The sequence below is a fragment of the Pseudolabrys sp. genome (assembly GCF_035943735.1).
GTDB lineage: Bacteria > Pseudomonadota > Alphaproteobacteria > Rhizobiales > Xanthobacteraceae > Pseudolabrys.
This window is the reverse complement of record NZ_DASZBV010000008.1, coordinates 44,724-61,186: the sequence shown is the minus strand read 5'-3', so window position 1 is coordinate 61,186 and position 16,463 is coordinate 44,724. Positions and strand designations below refer to the sequence as shown.

12 protein-coding genes are annotated in these 16,463 nt (G+C 67.9%); 4 read left to right on the top strand and 8 right to left on the bottom strand.

The window, feature by feature from the left end:
- Positions 1-163: 163 nt before the first annotated feature.
- From addB to tsaE, 3 genes are read right to left on the bottom strand one after another with little or no spacing between them, the layout of a single operon-like run.
- Positions 164-3,286: a double-strand break repair protein AddB gene (gene addB, locus VGV41_RS04910; protein WP_326862547.1), complete on the bottom strand. Its 3,123-nt coding sequence runs from the start codon at positions 3,284-3,286 to the stop codon at positions 164-166.
- A 27-nt stretch (positions 3,287-3,313) separates the two neighbouring features.
- A complete protein-coding gene (locus tag VGV41_RS04905) occupies positions 3,314-4,036 on the bottom strand; it encodes a nucleotidyltransferase family protein (protein ID WP_326862546.1) in 723 nt (240 codons plus the stop codon).
- A 3-nt stretch (positions 4,037-4,039) separates the two neighbouring features.
- Positions 4,040-5,575 carry a tRNA (adenosine(37)-N6)-threonylcarbamoyltransferase complex ATPase subunit type 1 TsaE gene (gene tsaE, locus VGV41_RS04900; RefSeq protein WP_326862545.1) on the bottom strand — a complete coding sequence of 512 codons (1,536 nt, stop codon included), beginning with the start codon at positions 5,573-5,575 and terminating at the stop codon, positions 4,040-4,042.
- A 172-nt stretch (positions 5,576-5,747) separates the two neighbouring features.
- Here tsaE and VGV41_RS04895 point away from each other — a divergent pair, with 172 nt between their 5' ends.
- The 3 genes from VGV41_RS04895 to VGV41_RS04885 all read left to right on the top strand — a co-directional run bounded on the left by VGV41_RS04895 (position 5,748) and on the right by VGV41_RS04885 (position 9,447).
- Positions 5,748-7,346, top strand: coding sequence for an FAD-dependent monooxygenase (locus tag VGV41_RS04895; protein ID WP_326862544.1), 1,599 nt, complete (start codon positions 5,748-5,750; stop codon positions 7,344-7,346).
- Positions 7,347-7,390: 44 nt separating this feature from the next.
- Positions 7,391-8,374, top strand: a complete 984-nt coding sequence (locus VGV41_RS04890) for a PhnD/SsuA/transferrin family substrate-binding protein (protein WP_326862543.1) — start codon at positions 7,391-7,393, stop codon at positions 8,372-8,374.
- 95 nt (positions 8,375-8,469) lie between these two features.
- Positions 8,470-9,447 (top strand): ABC transporter substrate-binding protein, encoded by a 978-nt coding sequence (locus VGV41_RS04885; protein WP_326862542.1) that lies wholly within the window; start codon positions 8,470-8,472, stop codon positions 9,445-9,447.
- 7 nt (positions 9,448-9,454) lie between these two features.
- Here VGV41_RS04885 and VGV41_RS04880 read toward each other — a convergent pair whose 3' ends face one another.
- Complete coding sequence (locus tag VGV41_RS04880) at positions 9,455-10,639, bottom strand: FAD-dependent monooxygenase (protein ID WP_326862541.1); 1,185 nt, start codon at positions 10,637-10,639, stop codon at positions 9,455-9,457.
- Between the two features lie 316 nt (positions 10,640-10,955).
- Here VGV41_RS04880 and VGV41_RS04875 point away from each other — a divergent pair, with 316 nt between their 5' ends.
- A complete protein-coding gene (locus VGV41_RS04875; RefSeq protein WP_326862540.1) occupies positions 10,956-11,381 on the top strand; it encodes a hypothetical protein in 426 nt (141 codons plus the stop codon).
- A gap of 54 nt (positions 11,382-11,435) precedes the next feature.
- Here the strand turns inward: VGV41_RS04875 and VGV41_RS04870 are convergent, their stop codons facing one another.
- From VGV41_RS04870 to coaBC, 4 genes are all read right to left on the bottom strand, one after another.
- Positions 11,436-13,943 (bottom strand): PAS-domain containing protein, encoded by a 2,508-nt coding sequence (locus VGV41_RS04870; protein ID WP_326862539.1) that lies wholly within the window; start codon positions 13,941-13,943, stop codon positions 11,436-11,438.
- Positions 13,944-14,077: 134 nt separating this feature from the next.
- Complete coding sequence (locus tag VGV41_RS04865) at positions 14,078-14,482, bottom strand: Rrf2 family transcriptional regulator (RefSeq protein WP_326862538.1); 405 nt, start codon at positions 14,480-14,482, stop codon at positions 14,078-14,080.
- Between the two features lie 97 nt (positions 14,483-14,579).
- Complete coding sequence (gene dut / locus VGV41_RS04860; RefSeq protein ID WP_326862537.1) at positions 14,580-15,035, bottom strand: dUTP diphosphatase; 456 nt, start codon at positions 15,033-15,035, stop codon at positions 14,580-14,582.
- On the bottom strand, positions 15,032-16,438 hold the full coding sequence (gene coaBC, locus VGV41_RS04855) for a bifunctional phosphopantothenoylcysteine decarboxylase/phosphopantothenate--cysteine ligase CoaBC (protein ID WP_326862536.1): 1,407 nt from the start codon (positions 16,436-16,438) through the stop codon (positions 15,032-15,034). The genes dut and coaBC overlap by 4 nt, the downstream gene beginning before the upstream one ends.
- Positions 16,439-16,463 lie beyond the last annotated feature (25 nt).

Sequence of the window (16,463 nt, the reverse complement as noted above, 5' to 3'; positions counted from 1 at the left end):
CTCAGCAATCGCATCTGCGATTGCTGAGCGGGGTGGGGGGGCTTTGTGCGTGTTTCTGCGCCGCCGCCCCCCACCCCCGACCCCTCCCCGCCACGCGCAAGTGCGCGTGGGGGGAGGGGAGCAGGCGGCGCCGTCGCTGCAACAAAAACACGGCTTGCAAGCATCATCCCTCGCCCCCCTCGCCGCCGCCGGCGAGCGACCATTCCTTGACGCGCGCGAGGTGGTCGTAGTCGCCGTAATGCGTTTTCCACATCGGATGCACGAGCGAGTAGTACGGCGTGTTGGGATTCTCGAAGTCCGCTGCCAGCGCCTTCAGCCGCGCCAGCGCGTGCGCGGCGTGCTCGTCCGGCGTGCCCGTTCCCTCCTTGAAGTCGATCGGGCAGGGCACGCCTGGCGGCTCGCCGCCGCGCACGGTGATGTAGGCAATCTCGGACACCGCGCCGGGCGTGATGGAGCCGAAGCCACTCGCGCGCAGGATCGCGGCTTCGAGCGTCAGTTGCGGCGCGAGCCCCGTGCGCACCTGTTTCTCGGTGCGCGCCTGTCCGGTCTTGTAGTCGATGATGGCGTAGCTGCCGTCGCTCAAGCGTTCAATGCGGTCGGCGATGCCGGACAGCGTGAACTCGCGCTGGCCGACCCGGAATTTCAATTCGCCGCGGATTTCGGCGAAGAGCGCGGCAAGCCCGGCGCGGCGTTGCAGGTCCCAGCGTGCGAACCAGTCGGCGATGCGCAGGTAACGCGGCCACCAGAAGGCCTTCGCCTCCGGATAGTCGGCGAACGGCTTGAACTTCTCTTCGCCGAGCTTGATGAGCTCGGCGAGCGGATCGGCCGGCGCTGCGCTCGCGAACAGGCGCGAATAATCGCCGATGGCGCCATGAATGACGGTGCCACGGTCGCGCGCGCCCGGCGGCGTGTCGACCTCCTCGAGCGGATGCAGGTTGAGAATGTGCCTCGCGTAGATGGTGTAAGGGTCACGCAGCCAGTCTTCGATGGCGGTGACCGAGAGCCGCGTCGGCCGCGCCGCAAGCGGCGGCGTCGGCGCTGGCCGCTTCGCCGGCGTGACCGCCTGCGGCTCGTCGAGCGCGCGCGCGAGCGCAACGTAGTCCGCTCCGCGCCGCACGACCTGCTTCCAGTTGTCCTTGCCGACGAGCGCGGCGATGCGCTGCACGAAGCGCGACGTCACCGTCGGTGCGCCGGCGAGTTTCTGCGCCCGCGACAGCACCACCTCGGTCATGCCGAGCGCCTGCGCGAAGTCGTGCGCGGACAGGCCGATGCGGCGCTCCGGCGGATCGAGCCCGAGCTGCCGCCGCATCGGCCGGCTGAGCCAGGGATCGCTGCGTGTCTCCGGCGGCCAGGTCGCCTCGTTGAGCGCGCCGAGCACGACGCGGTCGATCGACTGCAAGCGCGCTTCGAGCGGGCCGTAAATGTGCACGCGCACGTCGCGCACGTCCGGGCGGCGCACGACGCGGTCGGCGATGGCGGCGTGGAAGACCTCGACGTAGTCGCGGGCGGCGAGCGCCAGGCTCGCGGCGGCCGGCGCCGTGAGGATGTCCTCGAAGGCACGCGCCAGCGCGATGCCGTCATGATTGTCGAAAGCGGCGGCGATGCCTTCGGCGTCGCGCGACAGCATCTCGATGGCCTTGCGATGCGCGGCGGCCAGGTTCGCCAGCGCATGATCACCGCGCGGCAGCGTCTCCAGCGGCGCGAGCGCGGCCGCGAGCTTTTCGATCAGTGCCGCCGCCGCATCGAGATCGTTCTCCTCGATCAGCCAGCGCGGATCGCTGCGATGCATGTCGTCGCGCGTGTCGCGGAAGGTGGCGAGCGCGTGCGCCAGACCATCGCAGCCCGGCTTTGGCCGCGGCCCGCGCAACAGCGCGCGCTCCAGCACCGACGTCGCATGCGCGTTGGCGCCGGCGTCCTGCCCGAGCCGCAGCAGTGGATGCTTGAGCAGCGCCAGCAGCGTGACGGGTTCGAGGCCTTTGAGCGCCGCTTCGGCAGTGAGTCGCGCGACGGCGCCGGCCGGCGTGTCGGCGAGCGCGTCGCCGCCGGAGTCGTCGACCGGCACGCGCCAGCGTTCGAGCGCGGCGATCACGCGCCGCGCCAAAGTGCGGTCGGGCGTCACCAGCGCAGCGCGCTTGCCTGGCGTCTCCACCGCCTCGCGCAGGCAGACCGCGATGGCCAGCGCTTCCTCTTCGGCATTGGCGGCTTCGATGAGCGACAGCCCGGCGACGGCGGCATCGGCGCTTGATCCGAATGCGTCGCCGGCGCGGCTCAGCTGCCAGTGCTCGGTGGTCGCCGCCGGGCGCAACGCTTCCGACAGCAGCGCGTCGCGCGGTGCCGCCGGCGCGAGCGCTATCACCTCGCTGCGCGCGATGCCGATGCGCGCGAGCAGCGCCTGCATGGCGAATTGCGGATGGCCGGCGGCGGGCAGGCCGTCATGCGTCTTGTCGCCGTCGTTGCCGGCGATCATCTGCCATGACGGCTCGTCGAGGTGCGTGTCGAGGCCGGGCAGCACCACGGCGCCGTGCGGCAGCGCGGCAATGGTGGCGAGCAGCTTGGCGGTCGCCGGCATCGAACCGGTCGAGCCGGCGGCGATGACCGGTGCGTCCGAGCCGGCCAGGCGCTTGGCTTCGGCCTCGATCAGCAGGTCGCGGCGCTCGGCCGCCTCGATGGCGCCGCGCTCGGCGCGGATTGCCGGCCAAGCGTCGCGCGCGATCGTCAGGAAACGCAGCGAGCGCTGCCAATAGGTATCGAGATCGTCGGGGACGAGCGTGTCGAGCTTGTCCCAGCCGACCTGCCGCGTCGTCATGTCGTCCATCAGCCGCGCCAGGTCGTCGGCGAGGCCGAGCGCGGTGGACGGCGTGTTGGCGACCAGCGGCGATCCCTCGGCGCCGCGCATTTCCGGCGAATTGGCCCACTTGAGGATCAGCTCGGCGAGCAGCAGCCGGCGCTCGAGCGGCGCAATCGCCGGCGGGATATCAAGCGCCGCTTCCGCGAGCTCGGCGGTGGCGGCCTCGGCGAAGGCGATCTCGTCCTCGTCGATGTCGCCGAGCGGCACGATGCGCGGCAGGATCGCTGCGTCGGTGCCGAGCCGCTCGAGGAACACGTCGCGGGCGAGGCGGCAGGCGCGCCGCGTCGGCAGGTAGATGGTGGCGTGCGCAAGCGCCAGCGGATCGCTGCTCGTCGGGAAGCCGGGCACGAGCCGGCCCTCGCGCAGCGCATCGATCAGTACCGTCAGGAACGGCGCCGAAGCGGGAATGGTGAAGACGTTGACGCGACTCGCCGGCATGGGCGCGAGCATATACCAGAGCGCGAACTACGATGCGCTTTTGCGGATCGCCGCTTCCGCTTCGCCCACGGCCTCGGGCGTACCCACGTGCATCCACAGACCTTCGAGGCGCAGACCGTGCAGGCGGCCGACGTCGGCGGCGCGGTCGAACAGGTCGGTGAGGGAGAATTCGCCCTGCGGCGCGCCCTTGAACATCGCCGGGGACAGGATCGCGGCGCCGGCATAGACGAACGGCGCCACCTCGCGCTCGGCGCGGCGGTTGAGGCGGCCGTCCGGCGCCATGGCGAAGTCGCCGCGGCCGGCATAGCCGATGCTGCCCGTGGTGGGCGCCAGCAGCAGCAGCGCGTCCATGGTCGCGGCGTCGAAGGCTTGCGTGAGCCGCGTCAGGTTCGGCGTGACGCCGTCGATCCAGATCGTGTCGCTGTTGATGTGGAAGAACGGCGCGGTGCCGAGCTCGGCCAGCGCCTTGACCACGCCGCCGCCGGTGCCGAGCAAAAGCCCGCGCTCGTCGGAGATGGTGACGCGCGGCTTCGTGCGCGACTTCGTGTGCATGATGATCTGCTCGGCGAGATAATGCACGTTGACCACGGCGCGTTCGACGCCGGCCTCGGCGAGGCGGTCGAGCACGTGGTCGAGCAACGGCTTGCCGGCAACTTCGATCAGTGGCTTCGGCTTCGTATCGGTCAGCGGCCGCATGCGCGTGCCGAGACCGGCCGCGAGCACCATGGCCGTGCGCGGTATCGAGACCATCCCTTACGTCCTCAGCGCCGGTACGTGCACGCGATACCAGCTTTGCAGCGTCTCCAGCGCCGGATGCGCCAGCGAACGGCGAAGATAGGCCCATACGCGCGGCATGTGACGCAAATATTGCGGCTTGTGGTCGCGCTTCTCCAGCCGCGCGAAGATGCCGAGGATCTTGGTGGCGCGCTGCGCCGCCATGGTGGCGTAGAGCTGCGCAAAATGTTTCGCGTCGAATGACGGATCGGCGGCGTGGCGCGCACGCGAGTACCGCGTCAGCAGCGCGATCTCCAGCGCCTCCGGCACGTCGACACGCGCATCCTGCAACAGCGACGCGACGTCGTAGGCGGCCGGTCCCATCACCGCGTCCTGGAAATCCAGGAGGCCGACGCGTGCAACGCCCTCGCGCTGCGGCAGCCACAAGAGGTTGGGCGAATGATAATCGCGCAGCACCCAGGTCGCGGGCGCCTCCAGCGCCGGCGTCAGCGCGTCGTGCCAGAGTTCGAGGAACTTGTCGCGGCCGGCGCCCGAAATGGTGGCGTTGAACTTCGGCAGATACCAGTCGAGCAGCAGCTCGGCCTCGATCAGCAGCGCCTGCATGTCGTAGCCGGGCAATTGATAATCGAGTCCGGGCTCGACCGGCAGCAGGTCTGGCAATTCCATGCCGTGCAGTGCCGCGAGCACATCGGCCGCGACGCCATAGCGTTCCTCGATCGGCGCCGGCGGATCGCCTGCGACGACCAGATCGCCGCCGAGATCCTCCAGCACGATGAGGCCGGCTTCGCGATCGGCGGCGAAGATCTGCGGCGCCGAGAAGCCGCGCTCGGTGAGCCCGCGCGCCACGGCGATGAACGGCGTCACGCTCTCGGCGAGGTGCGCGATCGCGCTGTAGGGCTTGCCGTCGCGTACCGGCGGGCCGTCCGGCCGCCGTGGCGAGTTCATCAGGATGTAGGAGATGCCGTCGCGCATCAGCCGCTCGTAGGAGCGCGTCGAGGCGTCGCCCTGGATGCGCTTGCGCGACGCCTGCGCGAAGCCGTTGGCGGCGAGAAACGCCCGGATGCGCGCCATGCGTTCGGCGCGGGCGGCGAACACCCCGAAACCTGTCACGCGGACATGACGCACGGTCGGGCCCTTGTCGGGCGCCAAAGTCAGCGCCACGTCGAGCCGGTCCGGCGGCAGCAGCGCTTCGGCGCGATCGGGCCATTCCAGCAGGGTCACCGCGCCCTCGCGCAGCTCGTCGAAGCCGAGCTCCGCCAACTCGTCGGCGTTGCCGATGCGATAGAGGTCGGCGTGCAGCAGCCGGTAAGGCGGCAGATCGTAGCTCTGCATCAGCGTGAAGGTCGGGCTCGGCACCTCGATCGTCTCGTCGCCGGCGGCGTGGCGGATGAAGGCGCGGGCGAAGGTGCTTTTCCCCGCGCCGAGGTCGCCGGAGAGCGTGATCAGGTCGCCCGGCTCGATCAGCGCGGCGATGTCGAGCATGAGGCGGCGCGTGGCGGTCTCGTCCGCGAGCAGGGCGGTGAAGCTGTAGCCGCCGGAACTGGTGGAAGACATCGAATCATCCGCGTTGCCGCAACTTTATAGACGGGGCTGCGCGAGGGAGCCAGACGAGCGGTAGCTGAGCCCGGACCGCATCCGCGGCGGCCCGGACCGGAACGGGCCACTTTTCGAATGGCACTCGCGATGCTAGGGAAGACCCTCCCTCCCGAACAGCGTGAGTTGTCGTTTGGATACGCAAGTCATCATCGTCGGCGCCGGTCCTGTCGGTCTGACGCTCGCCATCGACCTCGGCCGCCGCGGCATTCGTTGCATCCTCCTTGAGCAGAAAGACGCGCCGCAGTTTCTCCCGAAGATGGAGCGCTGCAACGCGCGCACCATGGAGATCTACCGCCGCTTCGGCATTGCGAAAAAGATTCGCGAGGCCGGCTATCCGCGCGACGTGCCGATGGACGTGTTCATCATCACGTCGCTGATCGAGCCGCCGCTGCTGCGTCTGCCCTATCCCTCGGTGGCGGAGGCGCAGGCGGAGATCGAATCGCACAACGACGGCACGCTGCCGCTCGAGCCCTACCAGCTCATTTCGCAATACACCCTCGAGCCGCTGCTCAAATCGGTGGCGGAAGGGCTGCCCAGCGTCGACGTGCGCTACGCGCACGAATTCGTCTCCTTCGCGCAGGACGCCGGCGGTGTTACCGCCAAGGTGAAGACCAAGGACGGCAGTGTCGTCGAGATCAGCGGCGACTATCTCGTCGGCTGCGACGGCGGTTCGAGCAATGTGCGGCGCCAGATCGGCATCAAGCTGCAGGGCGAAGCCAACCTGCTGCAACTGCGGCAGGCGCTCTATTATTGCGAGGACCTGTTCGATCGCATCCCGATCGGCAAAGGGCGGCACTATCACGTGGCCGATAACCACGCGACCTTCCTGATCGTCCAGGATTCGACCAGGCACTTCACGCTGCATGCCGTCGTCGACAGCGACGAGGACATGAAGCGCATGTTCGAAAAGACCGTGGCGATGCCGGTCAAATACGAGATGCTGTCCTGCGCGCCGTGGCGGCAGAATTTGCTGGTCGCCGACAACTACGGCCAGGACCGCGTCTTCCTCGCCGGCGACGCGGTGCATCTCGTCATCCCGACCGGCGGCCTTGGCATGAACAGCGGCGTCGGCGACGCCGTCGATCTGGCGTGGAAGCTCGCCGCCACGTTGCAGGGCTGGGGCGGACCGAACCTGCTCGCCTCCTACGAGACCGAGCGGCGCCAGATCGGCATCCGCAACGTCGAGGCCTCGCGGCAGGCTTCGCGCGGGCGGCGCGCCTGGCGTTCGGCCTGGAAGCCGGAAATCAACGACAAGACCCCGGAAGGCGAGGCGGCGCGCGCCAACCTCGTGCGCATCGCGGACGTCGAGCAGCGCAAGAGCAATGAGATGATCGGCGCCGAGCTCGGCTATCGCTACCGCGGCTCGCCCATCATCTGCGAGGAGCCGGGCGAGGGTCCGCCGGACGAATTCATGCATTACGTGCCGTCGACGTGGCCCGGTGCGCGGTTGCCGCATGCGTGGCTCGACGACGGCCGCGCGATGCAGGACCTGATCGGCGACGGCTACACGCTGCTGCGCCTCGGACGCTCGCAGGCGAACAGCGAGGCACTGGCCAAGGCCTTTGCGACGCATCGCGCACCGTTCGCGGTTCTCGACATTGCCGACGAGCGGCCGCGCGAGATCTACGGTCACGATCTGCTGCTGCTGCGGCCGGACATGCATGTCGTCTGGCGCGGCAATAGTTTGCCTGACCCGGTGCGGCTTGCGGCGGTGGCGACGGGGCACTGAGGCGGCGCAGTCAATCTGGCGGCGCACGGGGGAGGGAGAGGCCTATGTCCAAAAATGTGAGACTGACGCTCGCTTGCGGCGAATACGAGAGCGTGCGCGCATTGCTCGACGGTACGGTCGAAGTCGACGGTGTCGACCTCACCATCCTGACCGACATGGATTCGGCGACGCGGCATTGGCGCTTCCTGCGCAACAACGAATTCGACATCGCCGAGGTCTCGGCCTCGTCCTATCTGGCGGCGCGCGATCGCGACTGGCCGGTGCGCGCCATCCCGGTGTTCCTGCACCGACGCTTCCGCCACGGCTTCATGTTCATCAACACTGGCAAGGGTATCAGCAAGCCCGCCGACCTGCGTGGCAAGCGTATCGGCGTCAAAACGCTGATGACGACCGCTGTATTGTGGATGCGAGGCATCCTGCAGGAGCACTATGGCGTCCCGCTCGACAGCATCGAATGGTTTGCCGAGCTCGACGACGACGTGCAGTTGACGGCGGACGTCAAGGTGTCGCGCCTGCCGGACAACAAATCGGTCGAGACGATGCTGGCGGAAGGTGAGCTCGACGCCGTGTTTCACGCCGACATCATCAAGCCGTTCCTCGCCGGCGATCCGCGCGTCGGGCGCCTGTTTCCCGATCACAAGGCGGAGGAGATGGCCTATTTCCAGAAGACCGGCATCTTCCCGATCATGCACGTGACCGGCATCCGCAAGGAGATTGCCGATGCGTACCCCTGGCTGGCAGTCAATCTGTTCCGCGCCTTGAACGCCGCGAAGGCGACCGCCATGAAACGGATGGCCAACCCCCGCATCGTGCCGCTCGCCTGGTACCGTGCGGCATGGGAGGAGCAACAAGCCGTGCTCGGTCCCGATCCGTGGGAGTACGGGCTCACCGAAAAGAACCGGCGCAATCTCGAGACGCTGGTCGGCTATTCGCATGGCCAGGGCCTCATTCGCCGGCGGCTGACGCCCGACGATTTGTTCCTCAACGTCGATCAGGGCCGCAAGCGCGGCGGCGAATACCGGATCTAGCATTGCGAGGCCGGAGCGGCTTCCGTAACGTGCGTCTCCGGAGACAACGGCCCGGGCAACCGGCGCCGCAACAACAACATTCGGGAGGGACGCGCATGTCCATTTTGTCAAAATCCGCCGTCGCAGCCGCGACGCTGTTGCTGGCGAGCTTCACTACCGCCAACGCGCAGGAGCACGTCTGGAAGCACGGCATCCTCGAGGCCAAGGCCGACTCCGGCATCATCGGCATGGTGGCGAGCGGCGATTTCGCCAAGAAGCACGGCCTCAAAGTCGAACTCACCCAGATCAAGGCCGGCGCGACCCTGATGAAGGCGTTGGTCGCCGGCGAAATCGACAGCGTCGACATGGGCGCGGCCGAGGCGATCGTCGCCGGCGCGCGCGGCACCGGCGTCAAGATCGTCGGCTGCACCTGGCCGGGCATGCCGCAGGTCGTGCTCGCCAAGGACACGATCAAGACGCCGGCCGACCTGAAAGGTCACACCGTGGCGATCTCGTCGCCCGGCTCGCTGCCCGATCTGGTGTTCAAGGGCATGCTCGACGCCAACAACATTCCCGTCTCGGAGGTGAAGTTCGCGACGCAGGGCGCCGACCTCGACCGCTACAAGTCGCTAGTCGCCGGCATCACCGACGCCGCGGTGGTGTCGAACGAGTTCGTCGCCATCATGCCGAAGAACATCCACGTGCTGATGTCGGCACGTTCGACGGTGCCGAACTTCCTGCGCCTGTGCGTCGCCACCAGCAGCAAGGTCCTCGCTTCGAAGCGGGACGACCTCGTCAAGTTCATCGCCGCCGAGATGGACGCCTACAAATACGCGGAAGGCCACAAGGACGCCGTGGTCAAGCTGACGCACGAGATGACGCACGCCAAGCCCGACGACAAGCGCGCGGCGTTCATCTACGACCAGGCGATCAAGGAGAAACAGATCGATCCGGCGCTGCCGCTGCCGGAAGACCGGATCGAGTGGATGGAAAACCTGTTCGTCAAGGCGAAGGTCATCCCGAAGGCGGTGCCGGTGTCGCAGATCGTCGATCCGAGCGTGCGCGCGGACGCTGCCAAAATCGCCGGCAAGTGAGCGGCGCTCAGCTCAGCGGCACCGTCATCGGGTTGTACGAATAGAGCCAGTTGTTGCGGTCCGCGCCCTCGTTCGCCCTGGCGAACTCGGCGCGGATCGCCGCTTCCGTCCGCAGATGAAAGCGCCGGCGGTTCTCGCTCGACTGCAACACGATGCGTGACGTCCGCTCGATGCGGTTGCGCTGATAGAGCCTGAGCGCTGCCGCGATGTCCGCTTCCTGCCGCAAGGCGCGCATCAGCACGGCGCCGTCCTCGATCGCCATCACGGCGCCCTGCGCCAGATACGGCAAGGTCGCATGCGCGGCGTCGCCGAGCAGCGTCGCGCGCGCGGTGCTCCAGTTCGGAATCGGCAGCCGGTTGTGCAGCGACCAGCGATAGCACTGGTCGCGGTCGGCCGCGTCGATGACGGTCTGGATGATCGGGTGCCAGCCGCGATAGTCCGCCTTCAGCCGCTCCCACGGCATCTTCACGGTCCACGACTCGTCGGAGATCTCGTCGGTCTCGACGATGCCGACGAAGTTCAGGACGGCGCCGCCGCGCACGTAATAGCAGACGGCGTGGCCGCCCGGCCCGAGGAACACCGACATCACCGGCTCGACGAGACCGGGCGGCAACCGCTCGACCGGCACGGTGATGCGCCATGCCGCGTCGCCGGTGTAGTTGGCCGGCACTTCGCCGGCGATCTGCCGGCGCACGGCCGATTTCAACCCGTCGGCGCCGACGATCAGATCGCCGCGCGCGCTCGAGCCGTCGGCAAACGCGAGCGTTACGCCCTCGGCGTCCTCGGTGAAACCGGTGACGCGCTTGTTCAGGCGCACCACGCCCGGATCGAGCGCGCGCGCTTTGTCCAGGAGGATGCCGTGGAAGTCGGCGCGATGCAGTTGCGTGTACGGCGCGCCATGCAGCCGCTCGTGCTCGTCGGAGAGCGCAAAGCGCTGGATCTCCTCACCGGTGTCGTGCAACCGGAACACGTAGGCGCCGGGCCGCACGCCGGCCTGCCGGATCGCCGCCTCCAGTCCGAGATGGCGCAGCGCATGCATCGCATTGGCGCTGATCTGGATGCCGGCGCCGATCTCTTCCAGTTGCTCCGCCTGCTCGTAGACCTCGACGGCGTGCCCGTCCTGCATGAGAAACGATGCGGCGGCCAGCCCGCCGAGGCCGGCGCCTGCGATCAGGATCTTGCGCTGCGTCACGATGCAACCCCAAAGAACGAACGGCCGTCATTCGCAGAATCCCGCACGCGGATCAAGCGGCGGCGGATCGGCGGTTTGGCGTGAAGCGCGGCGATTGCCCTGCCCACCCAAAATGGTCACGCGCGTCGGCGGCGTCGCCACATCGGCGTCACGATTTCACCGCGCGAGCGGCATGCTTCGGATGCGGTGCCACGCAATCGTCACGCTTCGCGCGCGTTCGCGTCTTTGCACGTGAAATCCGGAACGTCGCTGCTCAGGCCGCGTTTGCGAGGCGGGAAGGGCTTTTGTGACCTTGCGACCTGAAGAGGAGTTTTCAATGCGTAAAACGATTTTTGCAGTTTCGCTGCTTGTTGCCGCGGGCATGGCTGCGCCGGCAATGGCGCAACCTTATTGGGGCGGCGGTCCGAATGGTTATCCGCCCGCGGCCGGTGTGGTCGCCGGTGCCGCCGCCGGGACGACCGTCGCGCTCGGCGCCTATAACGGCTGGTGGCCGGAGGCGGGCCTGCCGACGACCACCGCCGGCTCGATAGCGGTCGGCGGCGTTGCCGCGATCGGCGCGCTGGCCATGACCGACGCCGTGTTCAATCCGTGCGCCGGATTCCACGCGCTGTTCGATCTCAGCCACGGTGAGTGCGTCGACGGCCATTATGTCGGCCCGCACGCGCAGCCTGTCGGCTATGCGCCGCCTGTCGTGCACTATCGGCACGTTCGGCACGACCGGCATCATCGCTACTACAGGTAATGGCGGCAGTCGTTCGTCGAGCAAGGCCGGGAGTTGATCCCGGCCTTTGCTTTGTCAGGCCGCGCTCTGCTTGACGTCTTCCGACACCGGGAACAGGCAGGTGATGGTCGTGCCCTGGCCGGGCGTGGATTCGATGCTGACGTTGCCGCCGTGCAGTTCGACGAACGAGCGCACGAGCGAGAGGCCCAGCCCCGGCCCGCGATGCTGCGATCCGCGCGGATCGGTTTCGAACCAGTCGAAGACCTTGTCCCTGCTCTCCGGCGGAATGCCCGGCCCGTGATCGACCACGGTGAACGCGATCGCGCCCGGGCGCCGTTCGGCGATCAGCGTCACCGTCCCGCCGGCCGGCGAGAAGCCGACGGCGTTGGACAGAAGATTGAACAGCACCTGCCGCAGCCGGCGATCGTCGGCGACGATGCTGCCGATATTGGCCTGAGCGCGGATGTCGAGCCGGATATTGCTCTTCACCAGGCGGTCCTGCACGCCTTCGGCCGCCGCTTCCATGGTGGCGCGGATATCGACCTCGCCGAGATTGAGCGTCATCGCCCCGGCATCGATGGTCGCGAGATCGAGGATGTTGTTGATGATCGCCAGCAGTGCGTTGGTCGAGGCGGTGAGGTAGCCGAGATATTCATGCTGCTTCTCGGTCAGCGAGCCGAACGCCTGATCGCCGAGGAAATGCGCGAAGCCGATGATGTTGGTCAGCGGTGAGCGCAGCTCGTACGAGACGTGGTGCACGAAGTCGATCTTGATGGCGTCGGCCGCGACCAGCGCCTCGTTCTTTTCGCGCAGCGCGCGCTCGACATTGACCGTGTCGGTGATGTCCTGGAACGTCGCCATCGTGGCGCCGTCCGGCAGCGGCGTCGTCGTCATGTCGATCATGACGCCGTCGTGCCGCTCGATGCGCGCCACCGTCGGCTCGCGGCTGTCGATGGCGGTCACCGCGCCGCGCAGGTTGCGCCAGACGGCGTTGTCGTCGTGCAGGGCCTGGCACCACGCCGCGACGGCCTCGACATGCGGGTGCTGGTCGAGCGCCTCCGGCGTCAGCTTCCACATGCGCTGGAACGCCGGGTTGTGCAGGCGCACGCGGCCGTCGCTGCCGAACACGGCGACCGCCTCGGCGAGATTGTCCAGCGTCTCGCGCTGCATCTTGATGAGCGCGTCGTGGCGGCGATGCATATCGAGCCGCTCGGTGACGTCGTCATAGAGATAGGTCACACCGCCTTCGGGATTGGGCGCGGTGACGACGCGCAACGTGCGCCCGTCGGGCAGATGCCACATGTGCTCCTGCGGCTCGACGGCGCGATAGGCTTCGTAAAGCTGCTGCTTCCACTGCCGGAAATCCTGCTGCTCGGGCAGCTTGTGATCCGTGCGCAGGCGGTCGAGCAGCGTCGCGTCGCTGGGCGCCTGCTCGAGGAACGCGGGCTGCAGATCGAACAGCAGGCGGAAGGCGGCATTGTGGAAGGTGAGCTTGCGGTCGATATTGAAAATTGCGACGCCGGTCGCGAGCTGATCGAGCACGCGGCGATGCGCTTCGATCATGCGGCCGAGCTCGGCGCGGATCGCCTCCGTTTCGGTGCGGTCGATGGCGATCCCGGCGCTGCCCTCGCCGTTCGGCAAATCGACGACGTCGAAAATGCGGCGCTCGCCTCTGGCGATGGCTGGCAGCCGGCCGGAATAGGTCGCGCCGGCGCCGCGCGCCCGCTCGACTTCCGTGCGACCGGTGCGATCGAGCAGCTCGACCTCGCGCGCCACGGCGTCGCCGGCATCGGTGGCTTCGACGGCGCGGGCATAGGCGGCATTGACGAAGATGAGCCGTCCGTCGGTGTCGCGCGCCCAGACCGGGGTCGGCAGCGCATCCAGCAATCCACGCATCAGCGCGAGATCCGTCCGCAGCCGCTCATGCTGGCCGGTCAATTCGATCAGTTCGCGCTCCATGCCGCTGATATCGCGCAGGCGCAGGATGGCGCTGCCGCCGATCGCGCGACCCTCCGCCTCGACCGGATTGCCGGAGCGCGTCGTGACGTTCATCGTGAAGCCGTGGCCTTCCGACCGCAGTAACTCGACAGCCTGCTCGATCCGCTGCGCTTCGCCCGCATCGAGCCAGGCGCCGAAAGCCAGCACGCGTTGCTGCGTGGCACCGGGGACGATGACGTTGGTGTCGCCGAGGATTTCCGGCACGTCGGCGCCGGCGCTCCAGGCCACGAGCACCTGCGGCTCCGCCAGCAGTAGGGCTTTGAGGCGATCGCGTTCGGCCTGCAAGGCGCCGATCTCGTCGCGGCTGACCAGCGCCGCTTCACCCGCGGAGCGGCGTGTGCGTACCAGCACCATCACCGCAAGAACGCTGAAACAGACAAGTCCCAGAGTCAGCGCGAGCGCGGCGACATTCTGATGATCGGCGGACAGGATGACGCCGCCCAACGTATCGATCAGGCGCGCCGGCTCCGCTCCGGCCGGTGTGCTGGTGCAGTAAAGCGCGACGGTGACGAGTGCTGCGGCGAGTCCGTTTCGACACGGACGTGAACGCAGCCTCCCGTTCGCCGTCCGGATCGTCTCCGGCATCCCAATGGCCCCAGATTTGCGAACGATGTCCGCCACATCGTTTCGCGAATCAGAGGACTTTACCCGCTTCGGGAATCGGGCCGAAAGAGTCCAGACCGTGAACGTGGTTAATCGCTCAAATGAAGAGCGCCGGCTTAAGCCGCGCGCGCCTTCTGCACCATGTGTTCGATGGTGATCTGGCGCAGCACCGCCGAAAACGAACGTTCGGCATGGTCGAGCGCCGGCCGCACCACGGTATTGACGAGCGGCGACGTCAGCGGGGGCTCATCGCCATCCATCGTCGACTCCGCCGCATGCAGGATATCCTCGGCCGTCACATGGTTTTGCGCTCGCGCCAGCGTGTAGCCGCCGTGCGGGCCGCGAATGCCCTTGAGGATGCCATCCCGCACCAGGGCCTGCAGGACAGGCTCGAGGTGCCGGGGCGGCAGGGCATGACGGGAGGCCAGGGCCTTGGCCGATACGGGACGGTCGCCCGCATGGATGGCCACATCCATGACGGCGGCAATGGCGAGAAGGCCCTTTCGGGACACCAGCGACATTTCGCGAATACACCAGACGCACTGTGCGATATACGCGGTAATAGAATAGGTACCCGAATGCGTCTAGCTGAAAACCGGGCTATCGCCGTGATTTCAATCAAGTCCCGGTCGAGCCGAAGCCGCCGCTGCCGCGGGTCGTCGGATCGAGGCTTGGACCTTCGGTCAGCACGGCCCGCTGGACCGGGGCAATGACCATCTGGGCGATGCGCATGCCGCGCTCGAGCAGGACCGGGGCGTCGCCCAGATTGATCAGCAGCACCTGCACTTCGCCGCGGTAATCGCTGTCGATGGTGCCCGGGGAGTTGAGCACGGTCAGGCCCGATTTGACCGCCAGCCCCGACCGCGGCCGCACCTGCGCCTCGAAGCCCGGGGGCAGCGCGATGGCGAGGCCGGTCGGGACCAAAGCGCGGGCGCCCGGCGCCAGCATCAGCGGTGCGCCGGCCGGAAGCGCGGCAAGCAGGTCGAGGCCGGCCGCGTGTTCGGTCTGGTACGAAGGCAACGGCAAGCCGCTCGCGTGCGGCAACCTCTGAACGCGTATCTCGATTTCGTTCATGGCGCCGTTTCCCCCATGGCGGTGGCGATGCGGTCGACCAGCATGCGGGCGACATCCTCCTTCGATTGCGGCGGCCAGGATTCGGTACCCGAGGCCTGCACGAATTGAATGGTGTTCATGTCTCCGCCCATGATGCCGGTCGCGGGCGACACGTCATTGGCCAGGATCCAGTCGCAGCCCTTGCGTGCGAGCTTGTCGCGGGCATTGGCGACGACGTTCTCGGTCTCGGCGGCAAAACCGATGACAAGCGGCGGCCGGCCCGTCTTGCGGTGCGCGACGGTCGACAGGATGTCCGGGTTCTCCGTGAGCGTCAGTTCGGGCGTCGCCGCGCCGGGCTTCTTCTTGATCTTCTGCGCGCCGGTATTGACGACGCGCCAGTCGGCCACCGCGGCGGCGAAGATGGCGACGTCCGTGGGCAGCGCATCCTCGACCGCCTTGAGCATGTCGCGCGCCGATTCCACATGAACGACGGTGACGCCCCGCGGATCGGGGATCGTCACCGGTCCGCTGACGAGCGTGACATGCGCGCCGGCGGCGGCGGCCGCCGCAGCAATCGCGTGTCCCTGTTTTCCTGAGGAACGATTGGCGATGTAGCGCACGGGATCGATCGGCTCGTGTGTCGGCCCGGAGGTGATGAGCACGCGCTTGTCCTTGAGCGGCTGCGCCGTCGGCCTGAGAAGCCGAATGGCCGCCTCGGCGATTTCGGTCGGCTCGCTCATGCGGCCGCGGCCGCGTTCGCCGGCTTCCGCCATTTCGCCTTCGTTCGGTCCAACGACGGTGGCGCCGTCGGCGACGAGCCGTTGCAGGTTGCGTTGCGTCGCCGCGTTCGCCCACATATGCGGGTTCATCGCCGGCGCGAGCAGGATCTTCGCCGACGTGGCGAGCAGGACGGCGGTGGCGAGATCGTCGGCATGGCCATTCGCCATCTTGGCCATGAGGTCGGCGGTCGCCGGCGCGACCACGACGAGATCGGCGTCGCGCGCGAGGCGGATGTGGCCGACGTCGAACTCGCTCTTCGGATCGAACAGGTCGGTGAATACGTGGCCGCCCGCCAATGCACCGGCGGCAAGCGGAGTCACAAACTCGGTCGCGGCCCGGGTCAGGATGCAGCGCAGAGCAACGCCGCGTTCCTTCAGACGGCGGATGAGCTCGAGCGATTTGTAGGCGGCGATGCCGCCGCCGATGATGAGCAGCACGCGCGGCGCGCTTGTCGCGGCGGGCTGCGGCGCCCCCTTCGGGGCGGGTGAGTTGATGAGCTCCGACGCCTCGTGTCCGGCCTCCTCGGCGGCCGCGCCCAGGATGGTCCGGACCTCGTCCTCCATGGAGCGGCCATGGCGGGCGGCGCGCATGCGCAGCAGCTTTTTCAGCCGCTCGTCGAGCTGGCGGACGGTGAGCGAGGCCATCGGAAACCTCCGGACGGCTCTGAGC

Excerpts from the sequence above, each read along its gene's own strand:
- addB (WP_326862547.1), bottom strand. The coding sequence starts at position 3,286 with ATGCCGGCGAGTCGCGTCAACGTCTTCACCATTCCCGCTTCGGCGCCG.
- VGV41_RS04905 (WP_326862546.1), bottom strand. The coding sequence starts at position 4,036 with ATGGTCTCGATACCGCGCACGGCCATGGTGCTCGCGGCCGGTCTCGGC.
- tsaE (WP_326862545.1), bottom strand. The coding sequence starts at position 5,575 with ATGTCTTCCACCAGTTCCGGCGGCTACAGCTTCACCGCCCTGCTCGCG.
- VGV41_RS04890 (WP_326862543.1), top strand. The coding sequence starts at position 7,391 with ATGTCCAAAAATGTGAGACTGACGCTCGCTTGCGGCGAATACGAGAGC.
- VGV41_RS04885 (WP_326862542.1), top strand. The coding sequence starts at position 8,470 with ATGTCCATTTTGTCAAAATCCGCCGTCGCAGCCGCGACGCTGTTGCTG.
- VGV41_RS04875 (WP_326862540.1), top strand. The coding sequence starts at position 10,956 with ATGCGTAAAACGATTTTTGCAGTTTCGCTGCTTGTTGCCGCGGGCATG.
- VGV41_RS04870 (WP_326862539.1), bottom strand. The coding sequence starts at position 13,943 with ATGCCGGAGACGATCCGGACGGCGAACGGGAGGCTGCGTTCACGTCCG.
- VGV41_RS04865 (WP_326862538.1), bottom strand. The coding sequence starts at position 14,482 with ATGTCGCTGGTGTCCCGAAAGGGCCTTCTCGCCATTGCCGCCGTCATG.
- dut (WP_326862537.1), bottom strand. The coding sequence starts at position 15,035 with ATGAACGAAATCGAGATACGCGTTCAGAGGTTGCCGCACGCGAGCGGC.
- coaBC (WP_326862536.1), bottom strand. The coding sequence starts at position 16,438 with ATGGCCTCGCTCACCGTCCGCCAGCTCGACGAGCGGCTGAAAAAGCTG.